This window comes from Synechococcus sp. MIT2312 (genome assembly GCF_059772315.1).
Window position 1 is genome coordinate 2,411,709 of the sequence record NZ_CM186281.1, and the last position, 25,827, is coordinate 2,437,535.

The 25,827-nt window shown below is 60.2% G+C and carries 29 protein-coding genes; 17 read left to right on the forward strand and 12 right to left on the reverse strand.

Features of this window, described 5'->3' with window-relative positions; genetic code table 11:
• Positions 1 to 15: 15 nt before the first annotated feature.
• Positions 16 to 918, reverse strand: coding sequence for a tRNA pseudouridine(55) synthase TruB (gene truB, locus AC6EI9_RS13155; RefSeq protein WP_498468157.1), 903 nt, complete (start codon positions 916 to 918; stop codon positions 16 to 18).
• An 81-nt stretch (positions 919 to 999) separates the two neighbouring features.
• Between truB and AC6EI9_RS13160 the strand changes: the two genes are divergently transcribed.
• Together AC6EI9_RS13160 and AC6EI9_RS13165 are read left to right on the forward strand one after the other, a co-directional pair.
• Positions 1,000 to 1,761 (forward strand): class I SAM-dependent methyltransferase, encoded by a 762-nt coding sequence (locus AC6EI9_RS13160; RefSeq protein WP_498468158.1) that lies wholly within the window; start codon positions 1,000 to 1,002, stop codon positions 1,759 to 1,761.
• Between the two features lie 12 nt (positions 1,762 to 1,773).
• Complete coding sequence (locus tag AC6EI9_RS13165; protein WP_498468159.1) at positions 1,774 to 2,235, forward strand: DUF2127 domain-containing protein; 462 nt, start codon at positions 1,774 to 1,776, stop codon at positions 2,233 to 2,235.
• A gap of 18 nt (positions 2,236 to 2,253) precedes the next feature.
• On the opposite strand, the gene rpmA is transcribed toward AC6EI9_RS13165, so the two are convergent.
• Complete coding sequence (rpmA, locus tag AC6EI9_RS13170; RefSeq protein WP_114994614.1) at positions 2,254 to 2,520, reverse strand: 50S ribosomal protein L27; 267 nt, start codon at positions 2,518 to 2,520, stop codon at positions 2,254 to 2,256.
• 52 nt (positions 2,521 to 2,572) lie between these two features.
• Positions 2,573 to 2,947: a 50S ribosomal protein L21 gene (gene rplU, locus AC6EI9_RS13175; protein ID WP_498468160.1), complete on the reverse strand. Its 375-nt coding sequence runs from the start codon at positions 2,945 to 2,947 to the stop codon at positions 2,573 to 2,575.
• Positions 2,948 to 3,074: 127 nt separating this feature from the next.
• Here rplU and AC6EI9_RS13180 point away from each other — a divergent pair, with 127 nt between their 5' ends.
• The 3 genes from AC6EI9_RS13180 to kaiC all read left to right on the forward strand — a co-directional run bounded on the left by AC6EI9_RS13180 (position 3,075) and on the right by kaiC (position 5,926).
• On the forward strand, positions 3,075 to 3,965 hold the full coding sequence (locus AC6EI9_RS13180) for a circadian clock protein KaiA (protein WP_498468161.1): 891 nt from the start codon (positions 3,075 to 3,077) through the stop codon (positions 3,963 to 3,965).
• A complete protein-coding gene (gene kaiB, locus AC6EI9_RS13185; RefSeq protein WP_067095928.1) occupies positions 3,962 to 4,321 on the forward strand; it encodes a circadian clock protein KaiB in 360 nt (119 codons plus the stop codon). Before AC6EI9_RS13180 ends, kaiB begins: the two co-directional genes overlap by 4 nt.
• A 66-nt stretch (positions 4,322 to 4,387) precedes the next feature.
• Positions 4,388 to 5,926: a circadian clock protein KaiC gene (kaiC, locus tag AC6EI9_RS13190; RefSeq protein ID WP_498468162.1), complete on the forward strand. Its 1,539-nt coding sequence runs from the start codon at positions 4,388 to 4,390 to the stop codon at positions 5,924 to 5,926.
• Here kaiC and AC6EI9_RS13195 read toward each other — a convergent pair whose 3' ends face one another.
• A complete protein-coding gene (locus tag AC6EI9_RS13195) occupies positions 5,927 to 8,047 on the reverse strand; it encodes a HAMP domain-containing sensor histidine kinase (RefSeq protein ID WP_498468163.1) in 2,121 nt (706 codons plus the stop codon).
• Between the two features lie 9 nt (positions 8,048 to 8,056).
• On the reverse strand, positions 8,057 to 9,373 hold the full coding sequence (purD, locus tag AC6EI9_RS13200) for a phosphoribosylamine--glycine ligase (RefSeq protein WP_498468164.1): 1,317 nt from the start codon (positions 9,371 to 9,373) through the stop codon (positions 8,057 to 8,059).
• A gap of 173 nt (positions 9,374 to 9,546) precedes the next feature.
• On the opposite strand from purD, the gene AC6EI9_RS13205 reads away from it, so the two are divergent.
• The 9 genes from AC6EI9_RS13205 to AC6EI9_RS13245 all read left to right on the forward strand — a co-directional run bounded on the left by AC6EI9_RS13205 (position 9,547) and on the right by AC6EI9_RS13245 (position 17,949).
• Complete coding sequence (locus tag AC6EI9_RS13205) at positions 9,547 to 10,473, forward strand: hypothetical protein (protein ID WP_498468165.1); 927 nt, start codon at positions 9,547 to 9,549, stop codon at positions 10,471 to 10,473.
• Complete coding sequence (purC, locus tag AC6EI9_RS13210) at positions 10,470 to 11,222, forward strand: phosphoribosylaminoimidazolesuccinocarboxamide synthase (protein WP_498468166.1); 753 nt, start codon at positions 10,470 to 10,472, stop codon at positions 11,220 to 11,222. The genes AC6EI9_RS13205 and purC overlap by 4 nt, the downstream gene beginning before the upstream one ends.
• Positions 11,223 to 11,267: 45 nt before the next feature.
• Positions 11,268 to 13,601: a BamA/TamA family outer membrane protein gene (locus AC6EI9_RS13215; protein WP_498468167.1), complete on the forward strand. Its 2,334-nt coding sequence runs from the start codon at positions 11,268 to 11,270 to the stop codon at positions 13,599 to 13,601.
• Complete coding sequence (gene lpxC / locus AC6EI9_RS13220) at positions 13,601 to 14,455, forward strand: UDP-3-O-acyl-N-acetylglucosamine deacetylase (RefSeq protein ID WP_498468168.1); 855 nt, start codon at positions 13,601 to 13,603, stop codon at positions 14,453 to 14,455. The genes AC6EI9_RS13215 and lpxC overlap by 1 nt, the downstream gene beginning before the upstream one ends.
• Before the next feature lie 63 nt (positions 14,456 to 14,518).
• Positions 14,519 to 14,926, forward strand: a complete 408-nt coding sequence (gene fabZ, locus AC6EI9_RS13225; RefSeq protein WP_170951787.1) for a 3-hydroxyacyl-ACP dehydratase FabZ — start codon at positions 14,519 to 14,521, stop codon at positions 14,924 to 14,926.
• Positions 14,927 to 14,931: 5 nt separating this feature from the next.
• Complete coding sequence (gene lpxA, locus AC6EI9_RS13230; protein WP_498468169.1) at positions 14,932 to 15,783, forward strand: acyl-ACP--UDP-N-acetylglucosamine O-acyltransferase; 852 nt, start codon at positions 14,932 to 14,934, stop codon at positions 15,781 to 15,783.
• Positions 15,783 to 16,961 (forward strand): lipid-A-disaccharide synthase, encoded by a 1,179-nt coding sequence (lpxB, locus tag AC6EI9_RS13235; protein ID WP_498468170.1) that lies wholly within the window; start codon positions 15,783 to 15,785, stop codon positions 16,959 to 16,961. The genes lpxA and lpxB overlap by 1 nt, the downstream gene beginning before the upstream one ends.
• A gap of 29 nt (positions 16,962 to 16,990) precedes the next feature.
• Entirely contained in the window at positions 16,991 to 17,593 is a 603-nt protein-coding gene (gene msrA / locus AC6EI9_RS13240) for a peptide-methionine (S)-S-oxide reductase MsrA (protein ID WP_498468171.1), read from the forward strand.
• A gap of 179 nt (positions 17,594 to 17,772) precedes the next feature.
• Positions 17,773 to 17,949 carry a hypothetical protein gene (locus tag AC6EI9_RS13245; RefSeq protein WP_498468172.1) on the forward strand — a complete coding sequence of 59 codons (177 nt, stop codon included), beginning with the start codon at positions 17,773 to 17,775 and terminating at the stop codon, positions 17,947 to 17,949.
• 36 nt (positions 17,950 to 17,985) lie between these two features.
• Here the strand turns inward: AC6EI9_RS13245 and AC6EI9_RS13250 are convergent, their stop codons facing one another.
• From AC6EI9_RS13250 to AC6EI9_RS13270, 5 genes are read right to left on the reverse strand one after another with little or no spacing between them, the layout of a single operon-like run.
• Positions 17,986 to 18,240, reverse strand: a complete 255-nt coding sequence (locus tag AC6EI9_RS13250; RefSeq protein ID WP_498468173.1) for a hypothetical protein — start codon at positions 18,238 to 18,240, stop codon at positions 17,986 to 17,988.
• Between the two features lie 25 nt (positions 18,241 to 18,265).
• Positions 18,266 to 19,756 carry a leucyl aminopeptidase gene (locus AC6EI9_RS13255; RefSeq protein WP_498468174.1) on the reverse strand — a complete coding sequence of 497 codons (1,491 nt, stop codon included), beginning with the start codon at positions 19,754 to 19,756 and terminating at the stop codon, positions 18,266 to 18,268.
• Positions 19,757 to 19,793: 37 nt separating this feature from the next.
• Positions 19,794 to 20,381 (reverse strand): GIY-YIG nuclease family protein, encoded by a 588-nt coding sequence (locus tag AC6EI9_RS13260; RefSeq protein WP_498468175.1) that lies wholly within the window; start codon positions 20,379 to 20,381, stop codon positions 19,794 to 19,796.
• A gap of 5 nt (positions 20,382 to 20,386) precedes the next feature.
• Entirely contained in the window at positions 20,387 to 20,968 is a 582-nt protein-coding gene (locus AC6EI9_RS13265) for a hypothetical protein (protein ID WP_498468176.1), read from the reverse strand.
• A gap of 34 nt (positions 20,969 to 21,002) precedes the next feature.
• The gene (locus AC6EI9_RS13270; RefSeq protein WP_498468177.1) at positions 21,003 to 21,728 is read right to left on the reverse strand and encodes a LuxR C-terminal-related transcriptional regulator; all 726 of its coding nucleotides are present in this window, start codon (positions 21,726 to 21,728) and stop codon (positions 21,003 to 21,005) included.
• 124 nt (positions 21,729 to 21,852) lie between these two features.
• Here AC6EI9_RS13270 and AC6EI9_RS13275 point away from each other — a divergent pair, with 124 nt between their 5' ends.
• From AC6EI9_RS13275 to pyrF, 3 genes are read left to right on the forward strand one after another with little or no spacing between them, the layout of a single operon-like run.
• Positions 21,853 to 22,179: a DUF1825 family protein gene (locus AC6EI9_RS13275; protein ID WP_498468178.1), complete on the forward strand. Its 327-nt coding sequence runs from the start codon at positions 21,853 to 21,855 to the stop codon at positions 22,177 to 22,179.
• A 41-nt stretch (positions 22,180 to 22,220) separates the two neighbouring features.
• Positions 22,221 to 23,465 (forward strand): tyrosine--tRNA ligase, encoded by a 1,245-nt coding sequence (gene tyrS / locus AC6EI9_RS13280; RefSeq protein WP_498468179.1) that lies wholly within the window; start codon positions 22,221 to 22,223, stop codon positions 23,463 to 23,465.
• Positions 23,465 to 24,184, forward strand: a complete 720-nt coding sequence (gene pyrF / locus AC6EI9_RS13285) for an orotidine-5'-phosphate decarboxylase (RefSeq protein WP_498468180.1) — start codon at positions 23,465 to 23,467, stop codon at positions 24,182 to 24,184. Before tyrS ends, pyrF begins: the two co-directional genes overlap by 1 nt.
• A gap of 43 nt (positions 24,185 to 24,227) precedes the next feature.
• On the opposite strand, the gene plsY is transcribed toward pyrF, so the two are convergent.
• Positions 24,228 to 24,827, reverse strand: a complete 600-nt coding sequence (gene plsY, locus AC6EI9_RS13290; protein ID WP_498468181.1) for a glycerol-3-phosphate 1-O-acyltransferase PlsY — start codon at positions 24,825 to 24,827, stop codon at positions 24,228 to 24,230.
• Positions 24,827 to 25,801 (reverse strand): DUF3086 domain-containing protein, encoded by a 975-nt coding sequence (locus tag AC6EI9_RS13295; protein ID WP_498468182.1) that lies wholly within the window; start codon positions 25,799 to 25,801, stop codon positions 24,827 to 24,829. Before AC6EI9_RS13295 ends, plsY begins: the two co-directional genes overlap by 1 nt.
• Between the last annotated feature and the right edge of the window lie 26 nt (positions 25,802 to 25,827).

Sequence of the window (25,827 nt, forward strand, 5' to 3'; positions counted from 1 at the left end):
ACTGAGGTTGCAGCATCAGCCTCGAGCTTCAAACACCACCTTCGGTTTCAGGTCACCCTCTGCATCGGGCACACCGAGTCCGAGCATGCGCCCGTCCTCACTGAGAACGACCACAGCCTCAGCCGTGCCGCTGATGCCAGGAGTGATCCTGCGCCCAAAGCTCCAGTCCAGCTGTTCGTTGGCCGTGAGCAGGCGCTGAGGCAGATGAGGCAAGGCCAGCTCGGGCCGAAGCAAGCTGATTTCGCCTTGGCCGACGACGTCTGGAGCATCAGGCAGATGCACCGCCTGGTGGTCATGGAAGCCGAGGGCCTGGGTCCGCCTGAGGCTGGCCAGACAACCTCCGCATCCGAGTGCTGCTCCCAGATCTCTGGCCAGTGAACGGATGTAGGTCCCTGCTGAGCAGTGCACCTCCACGCCCAACTGAGCCTGGGCAGCATCCCATCTCAAAAGATGCAGTTGATGAATGGTCACAGACCGTGCTGCAAGCTCCATCTGCTCGCCGCGGCGGGCCCTGGCGTAAGCACGCTCACCATCCACGTGGACCGCTGAAACCTGAGGGGGCTGCTGGCGAATGGCTCCGCGGAACCGACTGAGTGCCTGATCCAGTCTTTCTGAGCTCAGCTCGGGGACGGATTGTCTGGACAGTTCCTCACCTTGAAGGTCGTCGGTGTTGGTGCTGATCCCCAGCTGGATCACGCCTCGATAGGTTTTCTCACCAGGGAGGTAGGGCAACAGTCTGGTCGCCTGACCCACAGCGATCGGCAGCACGCCCGTCACCGCTGGATCCAGAGTGCCGCCATGGCCAATCCTGCGGATGCCCAGCAGCCGCCTGATGCGTGCGACGCAGGCATGGGAGGTGAGCCCAGCCGGCTTGTCAATGACGGCAAAGCCGATGGGCGCAGTCAAGGTGCAGGCCATATCCAGCTGTCGACTGTGGCACCTTGCCTTTGGCAGCAGTGGGCTCGCACGTAGGTTTGCCCGGTCACGTCCTGAAGCTCCATGCAGCCACTCAATGCCTCCGCTGGTGTGGACATTCAGGAGTTTCTCGACCATGGCTTCTCTGTAAAGGAGCATCTGGCGTCTTACCTGTCGCTCTCAGCGGCGGACGTCGCCAAGCGATTGCCCCAGAGCACGGAGGATCTGGCAGCGATGCATCCGGGAGCGTTCGACCCCGAGCGAGCTGCTGATTTCTATGAGGACACCGTTGGCACGGGTCACCTGTTCGAATTGGCAGCCTGGCATCTCAGCAGTGCCGACTACATCGCCGACACCCTGCGGCTGCAGCAGCAGTTTGCCCATGGTGACGTGCTTGATTTCGGAGGCGGAATCGGGACGCATGCTCTCGCTGCAGCGGGGCTGGAGAGCGTTCGGCATGTCTGGTTTGTGGATCTCAACCCTCAGAACCGTGCATTCGTGCAGGATCGTGCGGCCCGTCTGGGACTCCAGGAGCGTTTGAGTGTCCATCGCGATCTCGACAGCCTTCCGGGGCGGCGTTTCGACACGGTGGTGTGCCTTGATGTGTTGGAACACCTCCCCGACCCTTCGGCGCAGCTGATGGAGTTCCACCGCCGCCTCACTCCCGGCGGCCGGGCACTACTCAACTGGTATTTCTTCAAAGGGCACGACGGTGAGTACCCCTTTCACTTTGATGACCCGCAGTTGGTGGAAGATTTTTTTCACTGCCTTCAGAGTCGCTTCCTCGAGCTGTTTCACCCATTGCTGATCACAACAAGGGTCTACCGTCCACTTGAGACCGTCTAGGCCAAACGATCGATGGCGCAGATCGCCGGACAAGGGCGCTTGCTGGTTCGCTTGATTGTGATCAAGAAGCTGCTGCTCGCTGGAGTGCTGTTTGTGATCAGCCTGGCCGCCATGTTTGGGGATGTTCATTACGCGGAACTTTCTGATTTCGCCGAAACCTGGGGGAACGCAGACCGTCAATTCCTCTCTTCTCTGGCAGTGAAGGGAACGCTCCTTGGCCCAACTCGTCTGATGCGTCTGGCCTTGGTTTCGGGGCTCTACGCCGCTTTGATCCTTGTGGCGGCCTGGGCCACCTGGGTTGGTCGCCGCTGGGGCGAGTGGTTGCTTGTCGGGGTGCTCGGTCTCGCTTTGCCTCTGGAACTTGCAGATGCTCTCCATCAACAAAGCCCCAGAACATGGGTTGTTCTGGGGCTCACCGTGATTGGTCTGGTGTTGACGACCCGTCTTGCGCTGAGCTCGGAGCGGAGCCCTTGACGAAGGAGGTCGTGCTGATCAGACCGCCGCTGTGATGTTGATGCGCTTGCGATTGCGCAGCCCGCGCTTGATCGTCTCGAACTTCACGACGCCATCGGTCAGGGCGAACAGAGTGTCATCCTTGCCGTGACCAACATTGACTCCAGGCAGTACTGAGGTGCCGCGCTGACGAATCAGGATTGAGCCGGCGGTGACGGATTCTCCGCCGTAAGCCTTCACGCCGAGACGCTTCGAATTGGAGTCGCGTCCGTTGCGAGTTGAACCTGTGCCTTTCTTATGAGCCATGGGGAGGAATGTGAAGCGGAGGATGAACGTTGGTAGAGGAGGACCCGGATGATCAGCTGATGGCTTTGCCACTCACGGAAATCGACTGAACCATGACTCTGGTCAGCTCCTGGCGATGGCCATTCTTGCGGCGGGTCTTCTTTTTGGGGCGCATTTTGTAAACGATCACCTTGGGGCCGCGGCGGTGCGCCATCACCTTCAGCTCGACACTGGCGTCCTTGACGTAGGGCTTGCCAAGGGTTGTGCCCTTGGAATCCTTCACCAAAAGAACGTTGTCGAGAGTGACCGTCGCGTCGACCTCAGCATTCAGCCGATCGAGATCGTAGTAACGATTGGCCTGCAGCCAGAACTGCTGACCGGAGGCCTCGACGATCGCGTAGGACCCCGTTTCGGGAGCTGCAGTGGTTGTGGAGCTGGTTTCGGCCATGTGCTGAGGGACGCGGTCAGGCTCGGACAAGCCGATTTGGCCTGAGCCGCAATCGAAAGACAAACAAAGATCCTCGGTCTTCTTAGTCCCTTTCGTCAAGATTCAGCTCAGGACCTTGTCGCGGTGGATGGCTCGTCCGGCACTCACGATCGCTTTGCTGCTTCAAACGAGAGATCTTGTTGAGATCTGTCGCCAGTGGCTGCCGGTGAATCGCTACTCACCGGTGGATCTCGGTGCCGTCGAGTCCGGTCAGGGTGTTGTGGAACTGCTCTCCCACCAGCGCGAAGCGGTGGATGCCGTCGTGATTGAGCAGTGCCTGCTGGACGACAAGACGCGTGAAGCCCTCAGCAGTGAAGGTTTGTTGTTTCCCGCTGTGGTGGTGGGTGAGTTGATGGGTCGTGTGGATTACCACCCTGAAGAGCTCCATCTGCCTGGAGATCAGCTGGAGCAGCTTGGATACAACGTTGATGCCTCCATTTCACGCTTCCTGCGCCAGGGCCAGAAGGATGCCAGGCCGGAAGACGGTGCTGAACAGAACTCCATGCCTGCGATGGAAGGCAGTGCCTGGAAGCTGTCCAGTCGTCTGCAGGAGCGTCTCGGCTATCTGGGTGTCTTCTACAAGCGAGACCCCTCACGCTTTCTGGCCAACCTGCCTCCTGATGAGCAGCGCGACCTTGTCCAGTCGCTTCAGCGCACCTACCGGGATCTGTTGATCAGCTATTTCAGGGATCCGGCTGCGGCCAACCAGGCACTGGAGAGTTTCGTGAACACAGCCTTTTTCGGTGATCTGCCGATCACCCGAGCTGTGGAGATCCACATGAATCTCATTGACGACTTCTGGAAGCAGCTCAGACTTGAAGGGCATAAAAACGATTTTCTTCAGGACTATCGCCTCGCTCTGCTCGATGTCATGGCTCACCTCTGCGAGATGTATCGACGTTCGATACCTCCTGAGGTTTCCCTGACGCCCGCGGCCGGGGAACATCGCGTTCTCACCGATCCGGAGGTGGCCCCATGAGCCCACGCAAGACATACATCCTCAAGCTCTACGTGGCCGGCAACACGCCGAACTCCATGAGGGCCCTCAAGACTCTGCGCAACATCCTTGAGACGGAATTCAAAGGCGTTTATGCCCTGAAAGTGATTGATGTGCTCAAAAATCCGCAGTTGGCAGAGGAGGACAAAATCCTCGCGACACCAACCCTGTCGAAGATTCTCCCCCCACCGGTGCGTCGGATCATCGGCGATCTGTCCGATCGAGAGCGGGTGCTGATCGGTTTGGACCTTCTCTACGACGAACTCACCGACAACAACCTCACCTCATCGTTGATGGATGCGTTGGAAGAGGCGGAGACAGGCGAATCAGATTCTTAAGCCTGCCCGTGCACTCACAGGTGATGACTCGTTTTCTCCTTACCTTGCAGCCATAAGAGCGTCGTTATGCAGATCTCCAGCTCCAGTGGTTCTCCACAGATGCAGGTTCAGAAGCTTCCGACAGGGATCGAAGGTTTTGATGATGTGTGTCAGGGCGGCCTTCCTATCGGTCGCAGCACGCTGATCAGCGGTACTTCCGGTACCGGCAAAACGGTTTTCTCTCTGCATTTTCTGCACAACGGCGTCGCCCACTTCGACGAACCAGGGATCTTTGTCACCTTCGAAGAGTCGCCGCTCGACATCCTCCGCAATGCCGCCAGCTTCGGTTGGAATCTTCAGGAGATGGTCGAACAGGACAAGCTGTTCATCCTTGATGCCTCTCCCGATCCCGATGGTCAGGATGTGGCCGGAAGTTTCGATCTGTCCGGTCTGATCGAGCGGATCAACTACGCCATTCGCAAATACAAGGCGAAACGGGTAGCGATCGATTCGATTACCGCGGTGTTTCAGCAATACGACGCTGTGTTCGTTGTCCGACGCGAGATTTTCCGTCTGATTGCTCGTCTCAAGGAAATCGGCGTCACAACCGTGATGACGACAGAGCGCATCGACGAATATGGGCCGATTGCTCGCTACGGAGTTGAAGAGTTCGTTTCTGACAACGTGGTGATTCTGCGCAACGTGCTCGAAGGAGAACGCCGGCGGCGGACCGTGGAGATTCTCAAGCTGCGCGGCACAACGCACATGAAAGGAGAGTTCCCGTTCACGATGGGCGCGCATGGAATCAGCATCTTTCCGCTCGGTGCCATGCAACTCACGCAGCGCTCCTCCAATGTGCGGATCAGTTCGGGCGTCCCTCGGCTCGATGAGATGTGCGGCGGGGGGTTCTTCAAAGACTCAATCATTCTCGCCACCGGAGCCACAGGTACTGGCAAGACCCTGCTCGTCTCGAATTTCATCGAGGATGCTTGCCGCAACAAAGAGCGCGCCATCCTGTTCGCCTATGAGGAGTCGCGTGCCCAGCTGCTCCGTAACGGCACCAGCTGGGGTATTGATTTCGAACAGATGGAGCAGGACGGTCTGCTCAAGATCATCTGCGCATATCCGGAATCGACTGGCCTCGAGGATCACCTGCAGATCATCAAGACGGAGATCAGTCAGTTCAAGCCTTCACGCATGGCGATCGACTCGCTGTCTGCCCTGGCCCGCGGCGTCAGCCATAACGCCTTCCGTCAATTCGTTATCGGTGTGACCGGTTACGCGAAACAGGAAGAAATCGCTGGCTTCTTCACGAACACCTCAGAGGAGTTCATGGGCAGTCATTCGATCACTGATTCCCATATTTCCACCATCACCGACACGATTTTGTTGTTGCAGTACGTGGAGATCCGTGGAGAGATGGCTCGCGCCGTCAACGTGTTCAAGATGCGTGGTTCATGGCATGACAAGGGCATCCGTGAGTTCGTGATCACCGGCAACGGTCCTCAGATCAAGGATTCCTTCTCCAACTTTGAACGGATCATTTCTGGGGTGCCGAATCGGGTCATCAGTGATGAGCGCAGTGAGCTCTCACGCATCGCCCGCGGAGTGGCTCCCGACGCCTGATCAGCCCTCTGTGCCCGCGGATGTGCTCGGGGTCAAAGCAAGGCGTTCATCATCACTCTGGCGCTCAGCTCTCCAACTCAATTCCTCAGGGTCTTCCTGAGCCAGTGGAAGCTCAAACCAGAACGTCGTGCCCACGTCGGGCTCACTGGCCATCGAAATCATGCTGCCGTGTTTTTCGAGGATGCCTCGGACGATCGACAGTCCGAGCCCAGTGCCAACCTCGGTGTGAACAGCATTCTCAACTCGATAAAAGCGCTCAAAGATGCGCTGCTGGCTTTCCTCACTGATGCCGTAGCCGGTGTCACACACCTCGACCCGGATCTTCGGTAATGGTGAACTCAGGATGCAGGTAGGCCCATCGCTGCTGTCGCTGTTCGTTTCCGACGGTGTCATCTGGCAACTGTCTGGCCAGGTGTAAGCCCTGACCGTTAATCGTCCGCCGCTGCGACTGAACTTCAGAGCATTGCCGATCAGATTGTCGAGTACCTGCAGGATCAGGTCCCAGTTGCCCAGAACGTCGGGAAGGTCGCGGTCGGCTTCCAAGCTCAGCTCAACCTTTTTGTCGCTGGCGTTCAGCTGATAACTGCGCAGGGCTTGCTCCAGGCCGGGCCGGAGATCGACTGGAGAAAACTGCACGACACGATTGGATTCCAGCCTGGACAGATCGAGAACGTCGTTCACCAGTCGGGTGAGGCGATCTGTTTCGGAATTGGCGACTCCCAGAAATTCTTTTCGATCATCTTCGCTGAGCTGGTCTCCCATGTCGTGGAGAGTTTCCACGTAACTCTTGATGTTGAACAACGGTGTGCGCAGTTCGTGGGAGACGTTGCTGATGAAACGACTCTGAGCGGCATTCAGTTCCACTTCCCGTGTGAGGTCTTGGATGGTGACGGCGATGCCCTTGAGGGTGTCGCCGCTTGGCTCGCGAACCGCCTGGATCACGAAACGCAGGGTCCTCGGTGGATCGCCAACACTGCTGCGCAGCTCATTGGTGTCCGTTTGTTTGGAGAACACGGCATCGAGCGGATCATGCAGTTCCACGGACAGCAGTTCCGGCAGCTCGTTGAGAAAGTCTTGGCCCTCGAGATTGCGACCTTCCCAGCGGAACAGGCGTCTCGCCGTCGGGTTGACGAGCACGATGCGCCCATCCCCGTCGAGCAGAACCGCACCATCAGCCATGGTGGCAATCAGCGACGCCTGCTTGACCTGAGCTGCCTGGAGTTCTTCGATGTTCGCAGCGTCGTAGTCCTGCAGCTGGGAGGCCATGGCGTTGAAGCCATCCAGCAGTTCTCCCAATTCGCCACCCATCGGCAGGCCGATCCGAGCACGGAAGTCACCATCACCGATGGATCGGACGCCTCTCAGGAGCTCTTTGACAGGACGGGTGATGGTCAGTGCGTTGAACACAGCACCCAGAATCACCAGAACCCAGATTGAGATGAACACCGCCACGGTGACCTCGCGAGTGAGGGCTGCACTCGCGAGAGCGGTCTCGTTGGGATTCACTCCCAGAGCCAGCACACCTAAATAGTTGTTGTTCTCCACCATCGGCACGAAGACATCCGTGACCTGCCCCTGGGGCGTCATGTGCTGGCGGACCAGTGGATTCTGGGTTCGGTTGCGCAATTCATCAGGCAGTTCCAGACGCCGGCTCAGGCGCAGATCTGCATAGCTGGCATCATCACTGCCGCTGACGGGAATGCCCAAATAGACAATGCCGTCAGGGTCGGCGAAAAAGATGTAGCGGAGGCTTCTGCTCGAGCGCCAGAAGGTTTCCGTGACATTGGCGAGCTCGCGATCACGACCTTCAGCCACCAGCTCGCTGACATTGCCCGCCAGCAGCAGGCCTAAATCCCTCGCATAACGAGTGTCGTTCAACGCCGTGTCGCGTTGAATGCCGTTCAGCGCGAAGAAGGTGATGCCCGTCATCATCAGGCTCACCACCAGGGTGGCTACAGCCAGCAGTTTGGTCTGAAGGCTGAATTCGGCCCACCAGGAGCGAGCCTGCGGCCACAACCCCCTTGCGGTTGTCTGCTCAGCTCCGGCGATTGGAGTGGCCCATTCCGCAGGGGCCTCGTTTTGAGCCGTGGCTGGATCGCTGGCCATTCCGCCGGAGCACATCCAACAAGACTAGGACCGGCGCACCTGATGACCGATGTCGCGACGGAACTGCATCCCGTTGAACCGCACCAATGCAAGTCCTGCGTAGGCACTGGCAAAGGCTTGATCAAAGTCCGCCGCCTGGGCGACCTGGGTCAGAACGCGTCCTCCGGCAGTCATCACCTGGCCATTGCCCTGACGACGCGTCCCAGCATGAAACAGCTGCCGCTGTTTGTCGGGATCAGGCTGCAGCTGAATGGCATCTCCTTTGCGTGGAGTCTCGGGATAGCCCTCAGCGGCGGCGACAACACAAGCGCTGCACGTTCGGGCAACCGTGAGTTCGGGTGCCTGATCCAGACAGCCGAGGGCGCAGGCCTGCAGAACCTTCGCGAATTCTGGACCCATCAAGGGCATCAGGGTCTGGCATTCAGGATCGCCGAAGCGACAGTTGAATTCGATCACCTGGGGCCCCTCCTGGGTGAGCATCAGGCCTGCATAGATCACTCCTCTGTACTGGATTCCCCGTTCTCTCAGGGCCTGCAGGGTGGGTTCGAGCACGAGCTGCTGAACCTGCTCGAGCCCGGCCTGATCGAGCAATGGAGCGGGTGCGTAGGCGCCCATCCCACCGGTGTTCGGTCCCCGGTCGCCCTCGAGCAGCCGCTTGTGGTCTTGAGCCGGCGGTAACAACACCATCCGCTCGCCATCGCTCAAAGCGAAAACGGACACCTCAGGACCTTGCAGGCGTTCTTCCAGTACCAGCCGCTCACCTGCGGAGCCGAAGCGTCCAGCAAAGGCTTCATGAATCGCTGCTGCAGTTTCTTCGAGGGTTTCAGCAACAGTCACTCCCTTGCCGGCCGCCAAGCCATCGGCTTTCACCACCAGTGGTCGTTGCAGCTGTTCCAGCAGCTCCAGTCCCTCACTGGCGCTCGCGACAGCCCAGTGCCCCGCGGTGGGAATTCTGGCGTCGTGCATTAACGCCTTGGCCCAGGCCTTGCTCGCTTCCAGTTGAGCTCCATCGGCGCTGGGGCCAAACACCGCCAGTCCTGCATTCCGTAATCGGTCGGCCACCCCAGCGGCCAAAGGGGCTTCCGGTCCGATCACCACCAGATCGATCGCATGGTCCCTGCAGGCTTTGACCAGCCCCTCGGCATCATGTTCCCCAACCGAGAGCGATTTGCAGTCGTCGAGGTCTTCGGTTCCTCCGTTCCCAGGAGTCACCCAGACAGCCTCAACTCCTGGGCAGCGGCGCAAGGCCCAGGCCAGAGCCTGTTCACGGCCACCACCACCGACCACGAGCAGATGACGAAGCGGAGGCAGGGTCTGAGGACGGGAGCTGGAATGGGCCATGGAGGCAAGCGTTTCGGGCCGAGGCCCTTAAGTTTGAGCGTCGCTCCGCTGTTGTTGATGGCGGAGAGATCGTTCCATCTTTGTTGAACGCCTTCCGGCCTATGGGTTTGCTCCCTCTGCCTCTGTCACTTCTCTTGGCGGCGGCGCCAGGCTCCGCAGGGCCTGGCTCTTCGGTGTCGCTCCAACCCGCTGCGCCAATGGCTCAGGAGGCCTTCGAGGTTGTACTGATCGAAGGAGGGCTTCCTGATCTGAAGCAGGCCTGCGAGGAGTCGGCCAGCTTCGGAGTCAATGAACGTCTCCAGCGGCTGCGTGATCGGCTCATGCTGATTGCGCCAGCCCCGCAAACGTTTGATGTGGTGATGGCCAATGCCAGTGCTCTGATGTCCTGCAAGGCGCCAGATAGCGCGCAGGTGGTCCTCAGTCGTTACGGCCCCGGTCCAGGTCCTCGTCGCCGGGAATGGTTGTTGTTGTCCTGGCAGGCTGCCAGTGCGGCATTGGACCAGGAGCGCATTGTCCTGGCTCTGTTGCGTTTGGCGGACGGAGATCTCACCCGGCTTGATGCTGAACAGCTGGTCGTGGGTCTGGATGCGCAGGGACTGCCCGCAACTCGATCAGCTCTTGATCTTCTGGCCGAAGCGCAGATTGCCTCCGGGCAGCCCGATCAGGCTGCAATCACCCTGCTTGCAGGGCGAACGCCAGGGGGGATTGCGGCACGTCGTCTGGGTCTTGCGGCTGACCTGTTGGATGTGATGGAAGCCGAACGCAGCGCAACATTGATCGAGGCGGCTCTTGACCAGGCGGCGGCGGAGCAGGCCTGGAATCAGGCGGAGGACTTGCTGCGGCTGCAGCTGCGGCTGGAGCTTGCCAGCGGCGGCAGCGGTGAGCGTCCCCGGGAACGCTTGCGGCGTTTGGCAACCAGGCTGGATGATCGCTTCACCCTGCTGGATCTCGTTGAGGATCTTCCAGGAGTGTCTCTTGAGCAACGCCAGCAGCTTCAGCAGGAACTGCGTTCTCCACGGGAACCGGGTGGCCATGCTGCGCTGGGAGAATCTCCTCCATCACCTGAAGCCGGCGCGACCGGAGTCAACGAGCAGCCATGACCATTCCTCACGGCGACCTTCTCTATGAGGGCAAAGCCAAGCGCATCTATGCCGGTTCAAGCGACCAGCAAGTTCTGGTGGAGTTCAAGAATGACGCCACGGCATTCAATGCTCAGAAAAAGGCTCAGCTGGATGACAAGGGGCGTCTCAACTGCAGGATCTCAGCCTGCCTGTTCGAAGTGCTGGAGCGGGAGGGAATTCCCACCCATTACTGCGGAATCGCCGCGGAGACCTGGATGGTTGTCCAGCGCGTCGAGGTGATTCCTGTTGAGGTCGTGCTGCGCAACATCGCGACCGGTTCGCTTTGTCGCGAGACGCCGATCGTCCAGGGAACAGTGCTTGAGCCGGCTTTGCTCGATCTTTATTACAAGGATGATGATCTCGGTGATCCGTTGCTGACGGATGCTCGCCTGGCATTGCTGGGTCTCGTCTCAAGCGAATTGCGGGAGCGGATCGAGCTCTTGGCCAGGAACGTGAATGCCGTGCTGATTCCTTTTTTCAGGAGTCTTGACCTGCAGCTGGTGGATTTCAAGCTTGAGCTTGGACTGAATGCTGCCGGTGAGCTGCTTGTGGCCGATGAGATCAGCCCTGATACCTGTCGACTCTGGGATCTGTCCTGCACGGATGTGGAGGAGCGCATCCTCGACAAGGATCGATTCCGTAAGGACCTGGGTGGGGTGATCGAGGCCTACGGGGAGGTCTGCAAACGGGTACAAGGGGCCTGCCCGACACCCCGCAACTGCAGTTAAGTTCAGCGACGTTTGTGGCCGGCTCGGCCGACTTCCGTCTCCCCAATGGTCGCTTTCTCCTCCAGCCGAACCAAGAACGCCGTTCGGCGAGGTGCAGTGGGGTTTGCCCTCGCTCTTCCCTTGATCAGCGGCCTGCCTGCTCAAGCTCAGGCTGAGCCAGAAGAAATGGAGATTGAAGCTGCGCAGGCTGAAGAGATTCGGGTGGATGCCGAGGCGGAAGCGGTTGATGCAGAGGGTGTTGAGGTAGAAGCCGTTGAGGCAGAAGCTGTTGAATCGGAGATAACGGAAGAGCAGATCGAGGTCGAACAGATTGAGGTCACCCCTGCTCCAGCGGCAACTCCCGTAGCCGAGCCGATTGAGGAAGGGCCTGAACAGCCCAGGGTGCTGATCACCGAGGTGATCATTGAGGGCATCGATGGACACCCCGAGCAGGAACGGCTCGAGCTCGCTGCTTACGACGCCATGCGTGTGCGCCCTGGCAGCCGGGTGACGAGGGAGGAGCTGAAGCTTGATCTCGATGCCATCTACGCCACCGGATGGTTCTCAGACGTGCGCATTGAACCGGTCAACGGTCCCTTGGGCGTTCAGCTTGCTGTTCAGGTGGTGCCCAATCCTGTGATGACTCAGGTTGTTCTCGAGCCTGAAGACAACAAGATTGAGCCTCAGGTGATTGAGGACACGTTCAGTTCCGATTACGGCCGCACGCTCAACCTCAATGAGTTGCAGCTGCGCATGAAGGAGCTGCAGAAGTGGTATGCCGATCAGGGCTATTCACTGGCTCGCGTGAGTGGGCCAACCAGGGTGAGTCCAGATGGCGTCGTGCAGCTGAAGGTGCTGATCGGCACTGTGGCCGGTGTCGAGGTGCAATTCATCAACAAGGAAGGGGAAGACACCAACGAGAAAGGTGAGCCGATCAAGGGCAAGACCAAGCCGTGGGTTGTGAGCAGAGAGATCTCCATCAAGCAAGGTGAACCCTTCAATCGCACCCAGCTTGAGAGCGATATCCGGCGTTTGTACGGCACATCCCTGTTCAGTGATGTGAAGGTGACCCTGAGGCCGGTGACGGGTGAGCCAGGTTTCATCACCATCGTTCTTGGCGTCGTCGAGCAGTCCACTGGTTCGCTTTCAGGCGGTCTCGGCTACAGCCAAAGTCAGGGTGTTTTTGGTCAACTCCAGCTGTCCGACAGCAATTTGTTCGGGCGTGCCTGGGACCTGGCACTGAACTTGACCTACGGACAGTTCGGCGGTCTTGCCAACCTCACGTTCTCCGACCCCTGGATCAAAGGCGATCGCCATCGCACCTCTTTCCGCACTTCATTGTTTTTGAGCCGGGAAGTTCCTCAGGTCTTTCAAAGTCAGAGCGATGGAGACATCGTTGCTTTGGATGGTTACCAGGACAACAATTCCTCATATGTGTACTCAATTAGCTCGAAGAATAATCCTGCCGATAGCAAGTTCGATAATGTTGAAGATGCCAGTGATGCGTTTTCGGACACCAGTTGGTTTGATTTCGAGGGTGATTCGATCGCACTGGAACGGATTGGCGGCAATGTTATTTTTGCGCGCCCACTGAATGGCGGCGATCCTTTCAAAAGGGTGCCCTGGCAGGTTCTTGCTGGACTGAATCTTCAGGCTGTTCGCCCGATTAATTATGCGGGTGATACGAGGCCTTACGGCATTGCCAGCCGAAGGATCAAAAAGGATCGAGTCAACCAAGACGAGGTGATTTGTACCGCTTTCAATTGCGCTGATCAGAACACACTCGCCAGTGTTCGTGTTGCGACCACTTACAGCACGTTGAATGACGGTCGCAATCCGACCTCAGGCAACTTCTTCAGCTTTGGAACGGAGCAGTATCTCTCGATTGGTGAGAATTCTCCAACCTTCAATCGCATCCGCACCAGCTACACCCATTTCATCCCTGTGAAATGGCTGAAGTTCGCCAAAGGCTGTCGCCCTAAGGAGGGTGAACCGGAGAATTGTCCTCAGGCCCTGGCTTTCCAAATCAAGGCTGGCACCGTGATCGGCGATCTTCCTCCCTATGAAGCCTTCTGTCTGGGTGGATCCAATTCGGTTCGCGGCTGGTTCGACTGTGATTTGGCAGTTGGTCGCAGTTTCGGAGAAGCAACCATTGAATACCGCTTCCCCATCTTCAGCATCTTTGCCGGCGAAGTGTTTATCGATGCGGGTACCGATTTCGGCTCTCAAGCCAATGTTCCCGGCAAACCTGGTGAGCTGCTCGACAAACCCGGTTCGGGTGTTTCTCCAGGTGTTGGCGTGATCGTCACCACACCCGTGGGACCTCTGCGTCTGGAGGTGGCCAGCCAAAACTTCACTGGCGAGTACCGCTTCAATCTGGGCGTCGGCTGGAAATTCTGATGGGCTTTTGGCCTCATGATTACGACGGAGCCTGGACCCTGGAGGGACCAGCCCGCCGCAGCGGCATCGGCCTGCACAGTGGTGATCAAGTCTCTGTCACCCTTCAGCCTTCCTCTCAGCCGGGCGTCTGGGTGAGCTGGCCGGCAAACGGCGGTGAGCCGCTCAGGCTTGAGCCTTCGCAGGTGCGAGACAGCCCGCTCTGCACCACCCTTGAGCTTGGTGATCGCAAGCTCGCCACGGTGGAGCACCTGCTTGCTGCCATTGCCGGCTGTGGCCTCACGCATGTGCATCTCGAAGTTGAAGGCAGCGAGATCCCCCTGTTGGACGGCTCCTCCCAGGGATGGGTGGAAGCCATCGCTGAGGCTGGACTTGCCCCGGCATCAACACCTGCTCCCGCTCGGCCGCAACTGCAGGAACCGATCGCTCTGCATCGAGGCAGCAGTGTGATCACCGCGACTCCAGCTGAGCAGTTCATGCTCGTGGGTGTGATTGATTTTCCCCAGCCGGCCATCGGTCGTCAGCAATGTGCCCTGGAGCTGACGCCAGAGAGCTTCGTGGCAGAGATCGCTCCGGCCCGTACCTTCGGCTTCCGTGAGCAGGTCGATCAACTGCGTGCAGCGGGGCTGATTCAAGGTGGAGCCCTCGATAATGCCCTGGTCTGTGATGGCGACCAATGGCTGAATCCACCTCTGCGCTATCCCGATGAACCGGTGCGCCATAAGCTTCTGGACCTGATCGGTGATCTGGCGCTTGTGGGTTTTCCGCGGGCGCAGGTGCTGGTCTACCGCGGCTCCCATGGTCTGCACACCGACCTGGCAGCGGTCCTGGCCGATCGATCCGATGCTCAGCGCTGAAACGTTTTGACTTCCTCCTCCGCTACCGCCGCAGCTCAGCCTCTGCTCACCGCGGAGCAGATCATGGGACTACTCCCTCACCGCTATCCCTTCGCGCTTGTGGATCGCGTTCTGGAGCATGTGCCTGGTGAAAAAGCAGTGGCCATCAAGAATGTCACGCTCAATGAGCCTCAGTTTCAGGGCCATTTCCCTGGGCGCCCGTTAATGCCCGGGGTGTTGATCGTTGAGGCCATGGCACAGGTGGGTGGCCTGATCGTCACCCAGATGCCCGATCTGCCCAAAGGTCTGTTTGTGTTTGCTGGTATCGATGGCGTTCGCTTCCGCCGTCCTGTGATTCCCGGTGATCAGTTGCTGATCACCTGTGAGCTGCTCAGTCTCAAACGCAAGCGTTTTGGCAAGGTGAAGGCTGAGGCCACGGTGGATGGTCAGCTGGTCTGCTCAGGCGAGCTCATGTTCTCGCTGGTTGACTGAGCATGATGAGTGAACAGCGATCCCCCGCCGTGACTGCTGAGGACCGTCCTCCCCAGATTCATCCGCTTGCGGTGGTCGATTCCCGGGCTGAGCTCGCCGCCGGTGTCGTGATCGGTCCTGGTGCCGTTGTGGGTCCTGATGTCCGCATCGGCTCGAACACCTGGGTCGGCCCTCACGCGGTGCTTGATGGTCGACTTGTCATCGGTGACCACAACAAGATCTTCCCCGGTGCTTGCCTCGGGCTCGAGCCTCAGGATCTCAAATACAAGGGAGCTCCGACAGAGGTGGTGATCGGACATCACAACACCATTCGTGAATGCGTCACGATCAACCGGGCGACCGACGAGGGTGAGCAGACCCGCATCGGCGACCACAACCTGTTGATGGCCTACTGCCATCTGGGGCACAACTGTCTTCTGGGCAACAGCATCGTGATGTCCAACGGCATCCAGGTTGCCGGTCATGTTCTGATCGAGGACAAGGCTGTGATAGGCGGATGCCTGGGAATCCACCAGTTCGTGCAGATCGGCGGGATGGCCATGGTTGGAGGCATGACAAGGGTGGACAGGGATGTGCCTCCCTACTGCCTCGTTGAGGGGCATCCTGGAAGGGTGCGCGGCCTCAACCGCGTGGGTCTGCGCAGGCGGGGACTTGATCGCAGGGATCAGGGTCAGGAAATCAAGCAGCTTCAAGATGTCTGGGCGCTGCTTTATCGCTCAGATCACGTCATCGCTGAAGGTCTGCGCCTGGCCCGTGAGCAGCCTCTGATGCCTCTGGCCGATCATCTCTGCTCCTTCCTCGAGGGATCGATCGGTCAGGGACGGCGTGGCCCCATGCCCGCTGTCGGTGGTCGCTGATGGTGCGTGTGCTGATCAGCACCGGTGAGGTGTCTGGTGATCTTCAGGGAAGCCTTCTGGTGCAGGCGCTTCATCGGCAAGCTCGCCTGAGGAACCTCGATCTCGAGGTGCTGGCCCTGGGTGGGCCACGCATGCATGCAGCCGGAGCGGAACTGCTGGCCGATACGGCGCCACTGGGTTCGATCGGCCTGCTTGAGCATCTTCCCCAGGTCGTGCCGACGTTGAAGCTGCAGTCGCGGGTCAACAAGCAGCTCAGTGCGCGGCCACCCGATGCAGTGGTGCTGATTGACTACATGGGCGCCAATGTGCGTCTTGGCAAGCGTCTGCGCCGCAAATTGCCTGAGGTGCCGATCACCTACTACATCGCCCCACAGGAATGGGCGTGGCGCATGAATGACAACGGCACGAGCAGCCTTCTGTCCTTCACCGATCGCATCCTTGCGATCTTTCCCCAGGAGGCATCCTTCTATGCATCCCATGGTGCGCAGGTCACCTGGGTTGGTCATCCTTTGCTTGATCTTGCTGCAGGCAAGCCTGAACGTACTGAAGCTTGTCGACAGCTCGGTCTTGATCCGCAGGGACGGCTACTGCTGCTGATGCCAGCATCCAGGCCGCAGGAGCTGCGCTATCTGATGCCCGCGCTTGTTGAGGTGGCTGCACGGTTGCAGGCACGTGATCCGAAGCTGATGGTGATGGTGCCTGCAGGCCTCAGTCGGTTTGAGCGTGACCTGCAGGAGGGGCTTGAAGCCGCCGGCGTGCGTGGACGGGTGATTCCAGCAGCAGATGCGGATGCTCTTAAACCTGCCCTGTTCAGTGCGGCGGATCTCGCGCTTGGCAAGTCGGGAACAGTGAATATTGAGCTGGCTCTGCAAGGGGTGCCCCAGGTGGTGGGGTACCGGGTGAGCCGGATGACGGCCTGGGTGGCGCGCAATCTGCTGGGGTTCCATGTGGATCACATCTCGCCGGTGAATCTGCTGCTCAATGAGCGTCTCGTCCCCGAATTTGTGCAAGAAGACTTTGTTGCCGACCAGTTGCTTGCCCAAGCCATTCCGCTCTTAGAGAGTCCTGAAGCGCGACAAACGATGTTGAGTGGCTATGAACGACTGCGCCAAACGCTGGGGGAGCCGGGAGTGACCGATCGCGCCGCTGCCGCCATTCTCGATCAGCTGTCTACCTGAGTTCGCCTGTGATTCGGTTCCTGTTGTCGATGGTTGTGGGAGCTTGGCTCCTGATCTCACCTTCTCCAGTGTTTGCGGAGGAACAGAGCGCCGTGCTTGCTGGGGGATGCTTCTGGTGCATGGAGAGTGATCTGGAGAAACTTCCGGGCGTGATCTCTGTGGAAAGCGGCTACAGCGGCGGCAGTGTTTCCGAGCCGACTTACAACCAGGTGAGTGCTGAGACCACCGGGCATCAGGAGGTGGTGGAAGTGCTGTTTGATCCGGCAAAGATCAGTTATCCGAGGCTTCTCCAGTCGTATTGGCGCAATGTGGATCCCCTCGACGGTGCAGGTCAGTTCTGCGATCGCGGCGACTCCTACCGACCGGTGATCTTCACCAGTGGTGATCAGCAGAACAGCGAGGCTCTCGCCAGTCAGTCAGCAGCGGCCAGGGAGCTGGGAGTGTCTGAATCCGCTCTCAAGGTGGAGATCAAACCTCTTGAAAAGTTCTGGCCTGCTGAGGATTACCACCAGAATTTCGCCGAATTGAATTCAGTGAAGTACAAGTACTACCGCTGGGCCTGCGGACGAGATAAACGCCTCGATGAGGTCTGGGGTGATCAAGCTCGCAGCGGAGATTCTTGGGCGAATTAGATCGTTGTCGAGAGCGCGGCTCATCAACTTCTGATGGTTTGATTGCGGGAATCTGAGGAAATTCTGTAGCGATCGCTGCGCTCCGATTCAGTCACTTCTCAGTGAAGGTGCGGCTTTTACGCCATCGACGATACAGATTGGACTGCGTACCATTCTCCTGTGAGTTGTGAAAGGTCTGTATGTATCTGCTGACCATCAAAGACGGTCTCGTGACGCGTCATGTTGGTCCGTATCCATCCCCGAAACAGGCCTCCGACGACCTTGAGCGCGTCATGGCCAGTTGTTCGGAGAGGGCACGCTGGCAGATTCATGCGCTCGAAAATCCCCATGCGCTCACGATGGTTGCGGCGTCCTGACAGAGATCAGGCTCTGAACTCAGACCATTCGCGTCGTCAATCCTGCGCTTCCGCCCTCGTTTTCTGGCGTCCGGGATAACCACGCAGAAGTCCGGATTCGATCATCAGCCCCACGCCCGCGTTGATGGCGATCAGGCTGAGCGTGCCGTACCACCACCAGGGACCACCATCACTTCCCGCAAGCTGGAGTGTTCTGCGGCTGACGGCTTCCCCGAACAGGCAGAGACCCGCCGGCAACAGCAGAACACCCAGTTGGGCGCGTACATACCAGCGAAGAGGGCTGGAGGCCATGCAGCTTGATCCGTTAAGGCTGAATTTAGGCCTCGGCGGTTGAGGCCTGTTGCATCACCCAGTTCACCAGCGTGCGCACGCCGTATCCGGTGGCACCAGAGGGATTCATGCCGCGGCCTTTGTCACTCCAGACCGTTCCGGCAATATCGATATGGGCCCAGGGAATGCCGGCCTCCACGAACTCCTTGAGGAACAGGGCGGCGGTGATCGATCCACCGGGGCGTGGTCCGGTGTTCTTCATGTCGGCCAGCAGCGATTTGAGGCCCTTTCGGTAGGAGCTGTGCAGAGGCATGCGCCAGAGGGCCTCTCCGGCATCGTTTGCAGCGGTTTCCAGATCACTTGAGAGCGCATCATCCGGGGTCCAGAGTCCGGCGATCTCATCACCGAGTGCGACCACGCAGGCACCGGTGAGCGTTGCCAGATCAACAATGGCGTCGGGTTTGAGCTTGGAGGCATACACCAGGGCATCGGCGAGGGTGAGGCGTCCCTCCGCATCGGTGTTGTTGATCTCGATTGTGGTGCCGTTGGATGCCGTGACGATGTCGCCGGGGTGAACCGCGGAGCCGTTGATCATGTTTTCGCAGGCGGCCACCACCATGTGCACCTCCACTCCTGCGGGGCGCAGCTCAGCAATGCTGCGCATCGCTCCGAACACCGACGCGCTTCCGCCCATGTCGAACTTCATCATGTCGATCTGCGCCCCACCAACCTTGAGGTTGTATCCGCCGGAATCAAACGTGAGTCCCTTGCCCACCAGAACCAAACGTTTCCTGGCGACTCCGCTGGGCCGATAGGTGAGGTGGATGAATTTGGGATCCATGTCCGAGCCCAGGCAGACCGAGAGGTAGGAGCCCATGCCGCGCTCCTCGCAGTCGGAGCGTTCGAGCACGGTGAGGTCAAGACCGTGCTCATGGGCGAGAGCTGCCGCAGTGCGGGCCAGTTCCTCCGGAGTCACGCTGTTGGGTGGTGCAGCAACCAGTTCCCTGGCCAGCTCCACGCCGGCGCAGATCGGATGAACCGTTTCCAGCGTTTGATTCAGTCCGGCAGGCCATTGGCCCAGCAGCTCCACCTGTTCAGGTCTTGGACTGGGTTCGGGCTTGCTGCGAAAGCGCAGGTCGCTGTAGAGAGCCAGGCGCACAGCTTCAGCAGCGGCATTGGCATCACCGATGGGGTCCTCGGATCCCCACGGCAGCAGCAGGCCGAGGGAAGCGCCCTGCCCCACTGCGGCGCGGGCGGCGGCGGCGGCGGCCATCCGCAGGCTGTCCCGTTCGATGGACCCGGCTTCTCCCAGTCCAAGCAGCACCAGGGTGGTGCAGTCGCCGCGCAGCAGTTGAAGGCTGGCCAGATCGCCGCTCTTGCCTGTGAAGGGCTTCTGCTTCAGCCATTGCGACAGCTGAATGTTGAAGCGCTGTTCCATCGCCTCCACCAGACCCTGGGGGTCGTCCTGGGGAATGCCAAGCGCCAGAACGGAACCACTCCAGGCCTCAGGGGTGGCCGGAGAGAGGGAGATTTTCATGGGGAGCCGTTGCCTGAACCGATGCTAGGAGCTGCGCTCAGTCGGCTTGAAACGGCGTGGCCCAGCGATCGCGCGTTTCCTTGTTGAACGGCGGCTGCCAGCGACGGATCAGGGTCTGTTCCAACTGCCGTCGCGCCTTGGTGGTTCTGGGCACATCACCCCAGAAACGGATGCTGGTTCTGCAGCTCAGACCGCAGTGCATGCAGGCTTCCTGATAAGCCGCGAGATAGGCCTTGCAATCGTGCTCCCCTTTCCAACGCCGATCGGCCGCCATGGTTTCGCCGATGTAAAGCAGGATCGGGTGTTTCAGGCCGGTGGGTCGATCCATGACCCAGTACAGCGCCGCCCCCTGATGGGGGCTCTGCGGCCAGCGCCAGAAACTCAGCGGCAGCGGTTCGAGTGACAAAGGCTGAACCCCGGCCGCTGCAGCGTCTTCATTGCCGAACAGGCTGCCTTGCTCCTGTCTGGGGCTTTCGCATTCAAATAGAGGGCTCTGGAAGCTGTGGATGCGCTCCTGCCAGCTTTGAAGCTGCTGCCCATTCAGTGTCAATCCAGCAGGATCGTTCTGATGAAAGGCAGGGGCGGGCTGCTCGAAAAGATTGCCCTGGCGGGGAGGGGAAGGCATTGCCGTCAACCTCGCGGCGGCAGGCTCGGCCCGGCTGGTCTGGCTCCGAAGCGGACACGCCCGATCAAAGCCTCCACAGCTGCCGGGGGCAGGCAGAGACGCTCCTGCAGATCCGCGAGATTCTGAAACGGTTCGCGCCGTCGCTCGGTGATCAGGCGTTCCAGCCGCTCATCCGGCCAATGGAGGGTTTTGTCCAGCAGGGTGGGGCTGGCGGCATTCAGATCCAGCGGTGACTGTTCGGGTAACTGAGGGGCATCTCCGTGCCAGCGAAAAATCAGATGCGGTCTCCACTGCTCGCAGAGACTTTCCGAGATGTCGAGCAGCTGAGCCAGATCCTCGATCTGGCTGAACTGCACCCCGCCCTGTTGCAGACGCAGCAGCTGATCCACCATCTCTTCGCTGCAGCCCGGTAACTGGCGCCATTGTTCAGCCGTGGCCCTGTTCACGTCGATGCACCAACTCGGAGTGACCGTTGTCTCTTCTTCAGGCCAAGGACTGGTGTCCACGCGCTCTGGATCCCTGGGCAGGTCACCTATGGCCTGGAGCACCTTGCGGGCCAGTGGATCGAGCCAGTGCCGGCGAGCCATCGCCGCGTTTCTCCCTTGCAGCCTCGCCAGGACCCTAGGTCCAGCGCGGCGGCCTGGTGGGAACCTGCACCAGCCCCTCACGAAATGCTGTGACAACAGCCATGGTGCGGTCCCTGGCCGGCAACTTGCGCAGCAGGCTGCCGACATGCGTTTTCACGGTGTCAATCGAGACCACCAAAGCGTCGGCGATCTCCTGATTGGTCATGCCTCTGCAGAGGCCCCGCAGCACGTCCTCTTCCCGCATGGTGAGTTCCTGCAGCGGTACCTGATCGCCGCTGCAGCGCAATCTGCTGTGGTGCAACACGCCACTGATCAGGGGATCGAGGTACTGCCCGTCGGTGTCGATGGCCGTGAGTGCTGCAGCCACCGTGCCTGTTCCGGTGGCCTGGGCCGAGCAGATCCCATGACAGCGGGCATCGATGGCCTCAAGGATCGTGCGCGGGATGGGGCGCTGAAGCAGCATCAACACCTTGATGTCGGGGTTGTGGTCCCTTGCCCGACGCGCAAGGCTGATGCCACTGCCGCCCTCGAGGGTGTCTGTGCACAGCAACAGGGTGGCCGCACTGCTTTGAAGCCTCAGCAGGCAGTCGTCCTCGCTGCTGCAGGCCGCCACCAGAGGTCCCTGGCCTTCGAACCAGGCCGTCCAGCTGCTGAGCAGCACAAGGTCGGCGGCAGCGATCGCGGTGCGACTGCGCTTGAGCAGGCTGTGGCCCTGGCGGGACCGTTGCTGCAGAGACGGGATCCGTTCGCTGAGATCCAAGGAAGGGAGAGGCTCGAGGCCGTTGCCGCTGACCTGTTCATGTTGACCGCAATCAGGGGGCGTGGATCCGCACTGTTAGGGGGAGCTCAAATTGTCCAGAATCACGCCAGTTGATCGATCGGTCATGGCGTTCTTCGACTCAGACATCGTCCAGGAGGAGGCCAAGCGTCTGTTCGGTGACTACCAGCAGTTGATGCAGCTGGGATCCGATTACGGCAAGTTTGACCGTGAAGGCAAGAAAAAGTTCATCGCCACGATGGAAGAGCTGATGGAGCGCTACCGCGTGTTCATGAAACGCTTTGAACTGTCGGAGGACTTCCAGGCCAAGCTCACGGTGGAGCAGCTGCGCAGCCAGCTGGGCCAGTTCGGGATCACCCCGGAGCAGATGTTTGAGCAGATGCAAGGCACCCTGGAGCGGATGAAAAGTCAGCTGGAACAGCCACCCAGCTGAAGCGGCCCGTACGATTCAGCCCGCAATCGCTCCACTCGCCCATGGCCTCGACACCGTCTCTGCCGGCATGGCTGTCGCGAGGCATGGCTGATCTGTTTCCAGCTGGTGATGGTGATGATCCCGATCAATCGCTGGCGGCGAGGCTGAAGCAGGCAGAGCAAGAGGCCCGGCCCCTGCGCATCAAGCTGGGAATCGACCCAACCGGGAGCAACATCCACCTGGGGCACAGCATCTTGTTCCGCAAATTGAGGGCCTTTCAGGATGCTGGGCACACGGCAGTTCTGATCATCGGCGATTTCACCGCCCGCATCGGCGACCCCACCGGTAAGAGCGCCACAAGGGTGCAGCTCAGCGCCGAAGAGGTTGAGGCCAATGCCGCCACTTACCTGGCTCAGCTGGGCCAGGGCCAGCCGAAGCAGACGGCACTGCTCGATTTCGAAACCCCCGGCCGCCTGGAGGTGCGCCGCAACAGCGAGTGGCTGGCAGGGCTTGATCTGCCTCAGGTCATTGGCCTGCTGGGGACGGCCACCGTGGGCCAGATGCTGGCCAAGGATGATTTCTCCAAGCGCTATGGCAGCGGCGCACCGATCGCCCTGCATGAATTCCTTTATCCGCTGCTGCAGGGTTACGACTCCGTTGCGGTGAATGCTGATGTGGAGCTGGGCGGCACCGATCAGAAGTTCAACGTGGCCATGGGCCGCGATCTGCAGCGCCATTTCAGCAAGGGCACGCAGTTCGGGTTGCTGCTGCCGATTCTGGTCGGCCTGGATGGCGTTCAGAAGATGAGCAAAAGCCTCGGCAACACCGTGGGTCTGGAGGAAGACGCACTGTCGATGTACTCCAAGCTCGAGAAGGTCGGCGATGCTGCCATTGACGACTACGTGACCTTGCTGACCGATCTGAGTGCGCAGGATTTGCCGGACAACGCACGCGAGAAGCAGAAGGCGATGGCTCTGGCGGTGACCGCCAGCCGGCATGGAATGCAGGCAGCCCAAAAAGCCCAGAGCGATGCGGCCACCCTGGTGAGCAGTGGCGGTGATGCCGGAGCGGATGTGCCCGAAGCCTCTCTTTCCGCAGTGAATTTTCCAGCCAAGGCCTTCTATCTGCTCAGTGCTGTGGGCATCTGCGCCAGCAGCAGCGAGGCCCGGCGTCAGATCAAAGGCGGCGCAGCCCGGCTCGAAGGGGAGAAGATCACTGATCCGAATCAGGAGTTCGCCTCGGCGGCGGAACTTCAGGGCAAAGTGCTGCAGCTCGGCAAGAAAACCTTCCGACGGCTGGTGGGCTGATGGCCATTCATCCCGCCGATCGGATCATCGTGGCCCTCGACGGCATGGCTCCAGATCAGGCCCTGGTCTTTGCCGCTCAGGTGAAGGGATTGTGCTGGGTGAAGGTGGGTCTGGAGCTGTTCGTGCAGGCGGGACCTGAAGTGGTGGCGCAGCTGCGCGAGCAGGGCCTGCGGGTGTTTCTCGATCTCAAATTTCACGACATTCCAGCCACGATGGCGGGGGCCTGCCGTCGTGCGGCGGCGCTGGGGGCGGAGCTGATCACCGTGCATGCCTGCGCCGGCAGCGAAGCGTTGCGGGCGGCCCAGGCCGCGGCGTTGGAGGGGGCGCAAAGCGCTGGAATGCAGCTTCCCACCCTGCTGGCGGTCACGGTGCTCACCAGCTGGGAGGAGCAGCGACTGCAACGGGAACTCGCCATTGCCCAGGGCATCGCCGAGCGTGTGCCGGCGTTGGCTGAGCTGTCGGCGAGAGCCGGCATCGGCGGCTGTGTGTGCTCTCCGCTAGAGGCCGCGGCTCTGCGTTCACAGCACCCGGAACCGTTTGCATTGGTGACACCGGGGATTCGCCCCAAAGGCGCTGCGGTGGGTGATCAGGCAAGGGTGATGGGACCGGCTGAGGCGATCGCAGCAGGAGCGAGTCAGCTGGTGATCGGTCGCCCGATCACCAGGGCGACTGACCCGAGTGAAGCTTTTGCCGCCTGCTGCGACGAGCTGGTGAACTGATCACAACCTCCTTTGGAGACCATCTCAGTGACACCATCTGCATTCAAGACTTTTGGCCCACCTTGGGTTCGGTGCCGTTGATCAGCCGCTGGATGTTGCTGCGGTGGCGCCAGAGCACCAGCGCCATCGCCACCAGGGCCACCACCAGATTGGCGTTACTGCCGGAGCCAGCGGCCATCAGCAGCGGCAGGCTGAGCGCTGCCACAACGCTGGCGAGTGACACGATCCGACTGAGGCTGAACACGGCCATGAACATCCCGAAGCAAGCCAGCCCCACTGGCCAGGCCAGGCCCAGGAACAAACCAAGCCCGGTGGCCACGGCCTTGCCGCCTTTGAATCCCAGCCATATCGGCCAGATATGACCAGCCAGGGCAGCGAGACCGGCCAGCACCTGAATCCAGTCGTTGAGTGGATTGTTCTGGGTGAGGGCGCTAGCGATGAGAACCGCGGCTGCTCCTTTGGCCACATCCAGCAGGAACACCACCAGAGCTGGGCCTTTGCCCACGTTGCGCAGCACATTGGTGGCGCCGGTGGAGCCGGAGCCGATGCTGCGCAGGTCGATGCCCTTGCACCATTTGCCGGCCAGGAAGCCGCTTGGGATGGAGCCGAGCAGGTAACCCAGCAGCAGCGTGAACAGGGGCATCAGAGCAGGTCTTCGTCGTAGTCGTAGGTTTCGCCGGGACCGGCTGCAAACGCCAGCCAGAGCGGGAACTGAAGCACGGGAATGTCCACCACCCGCTCCGCTGCATCGATCAGGATCAGGGGCACTTCACCGCGTTCCTCCAGCCGGTCGGCGCGCTCCACGAGGGCATCGCCACGTTCAAACAGCACGATGCCGCTGCTGGGACCGAAATCTTCCCGCCCCAGGCCGAGCGAATCCTGCAGGCCTCGTCGCCAGTCACCGAGGCGTTCAGGTTGTCCGGCCAGGACCAGCGTCTGAAACTGATCGCCGTAAAGCTCGCCGATGACGGCGATCAGGGCAGCGCCCAGCAGCACGTTGCGAGGTCGACTGCCGCGGCTGGCCTGAGCTCCCCGGCCGCCCTGATTGAAAAACCAGTCTTCGAGCACACCGATGTCGCTGTCGTCGAGGCTGCGGCGCAGTTTCCAGGGTTCGGCATAGAAGTCGGGCTGCTCCAGAAATCGCCTGAGGTTGGTTCGGATCAGCTCTTCGTCGGGACGGAAGGTGTCGGCCAGAGCCGGAGCGCCGCCGCTGTTCGCCATGGCCTGTTCGGCGGCGGCTTCAGCTGCCTGGGCATCCAGGGGTGAAGGCTTCACCACCACCGGTTGCGCCACAAGCTCCAGCGTCTCCACCGACTGGGCCAGTCCCTGCAGGGCTCCACCCAGATACTCCTGAAACCCCTTCACACGTCTGGCGATCGCATCGGATTGGCCAGCAAAGCTGGCGGCCATGTCCTTCTCCAGTTGCTCTTTGCGCTGTTGGAGAGTGTCAATCTCCTGTTGCAGTCCGTCGCGCCGCGACTGCAGATCCCTTAGGGCCAGCTGGATCAGCGTTTCAGCCGCAGGCTCCACATCACCGCTTGCTGCGATGGATGCCTCGCTGGCCGCCTCTGTGGCCGGCGCCGCGTCCTGGAGTGGCAGATCGTTGTCGTCAGGCATGGTCGGCTTCTCCTGAACTCATTTCA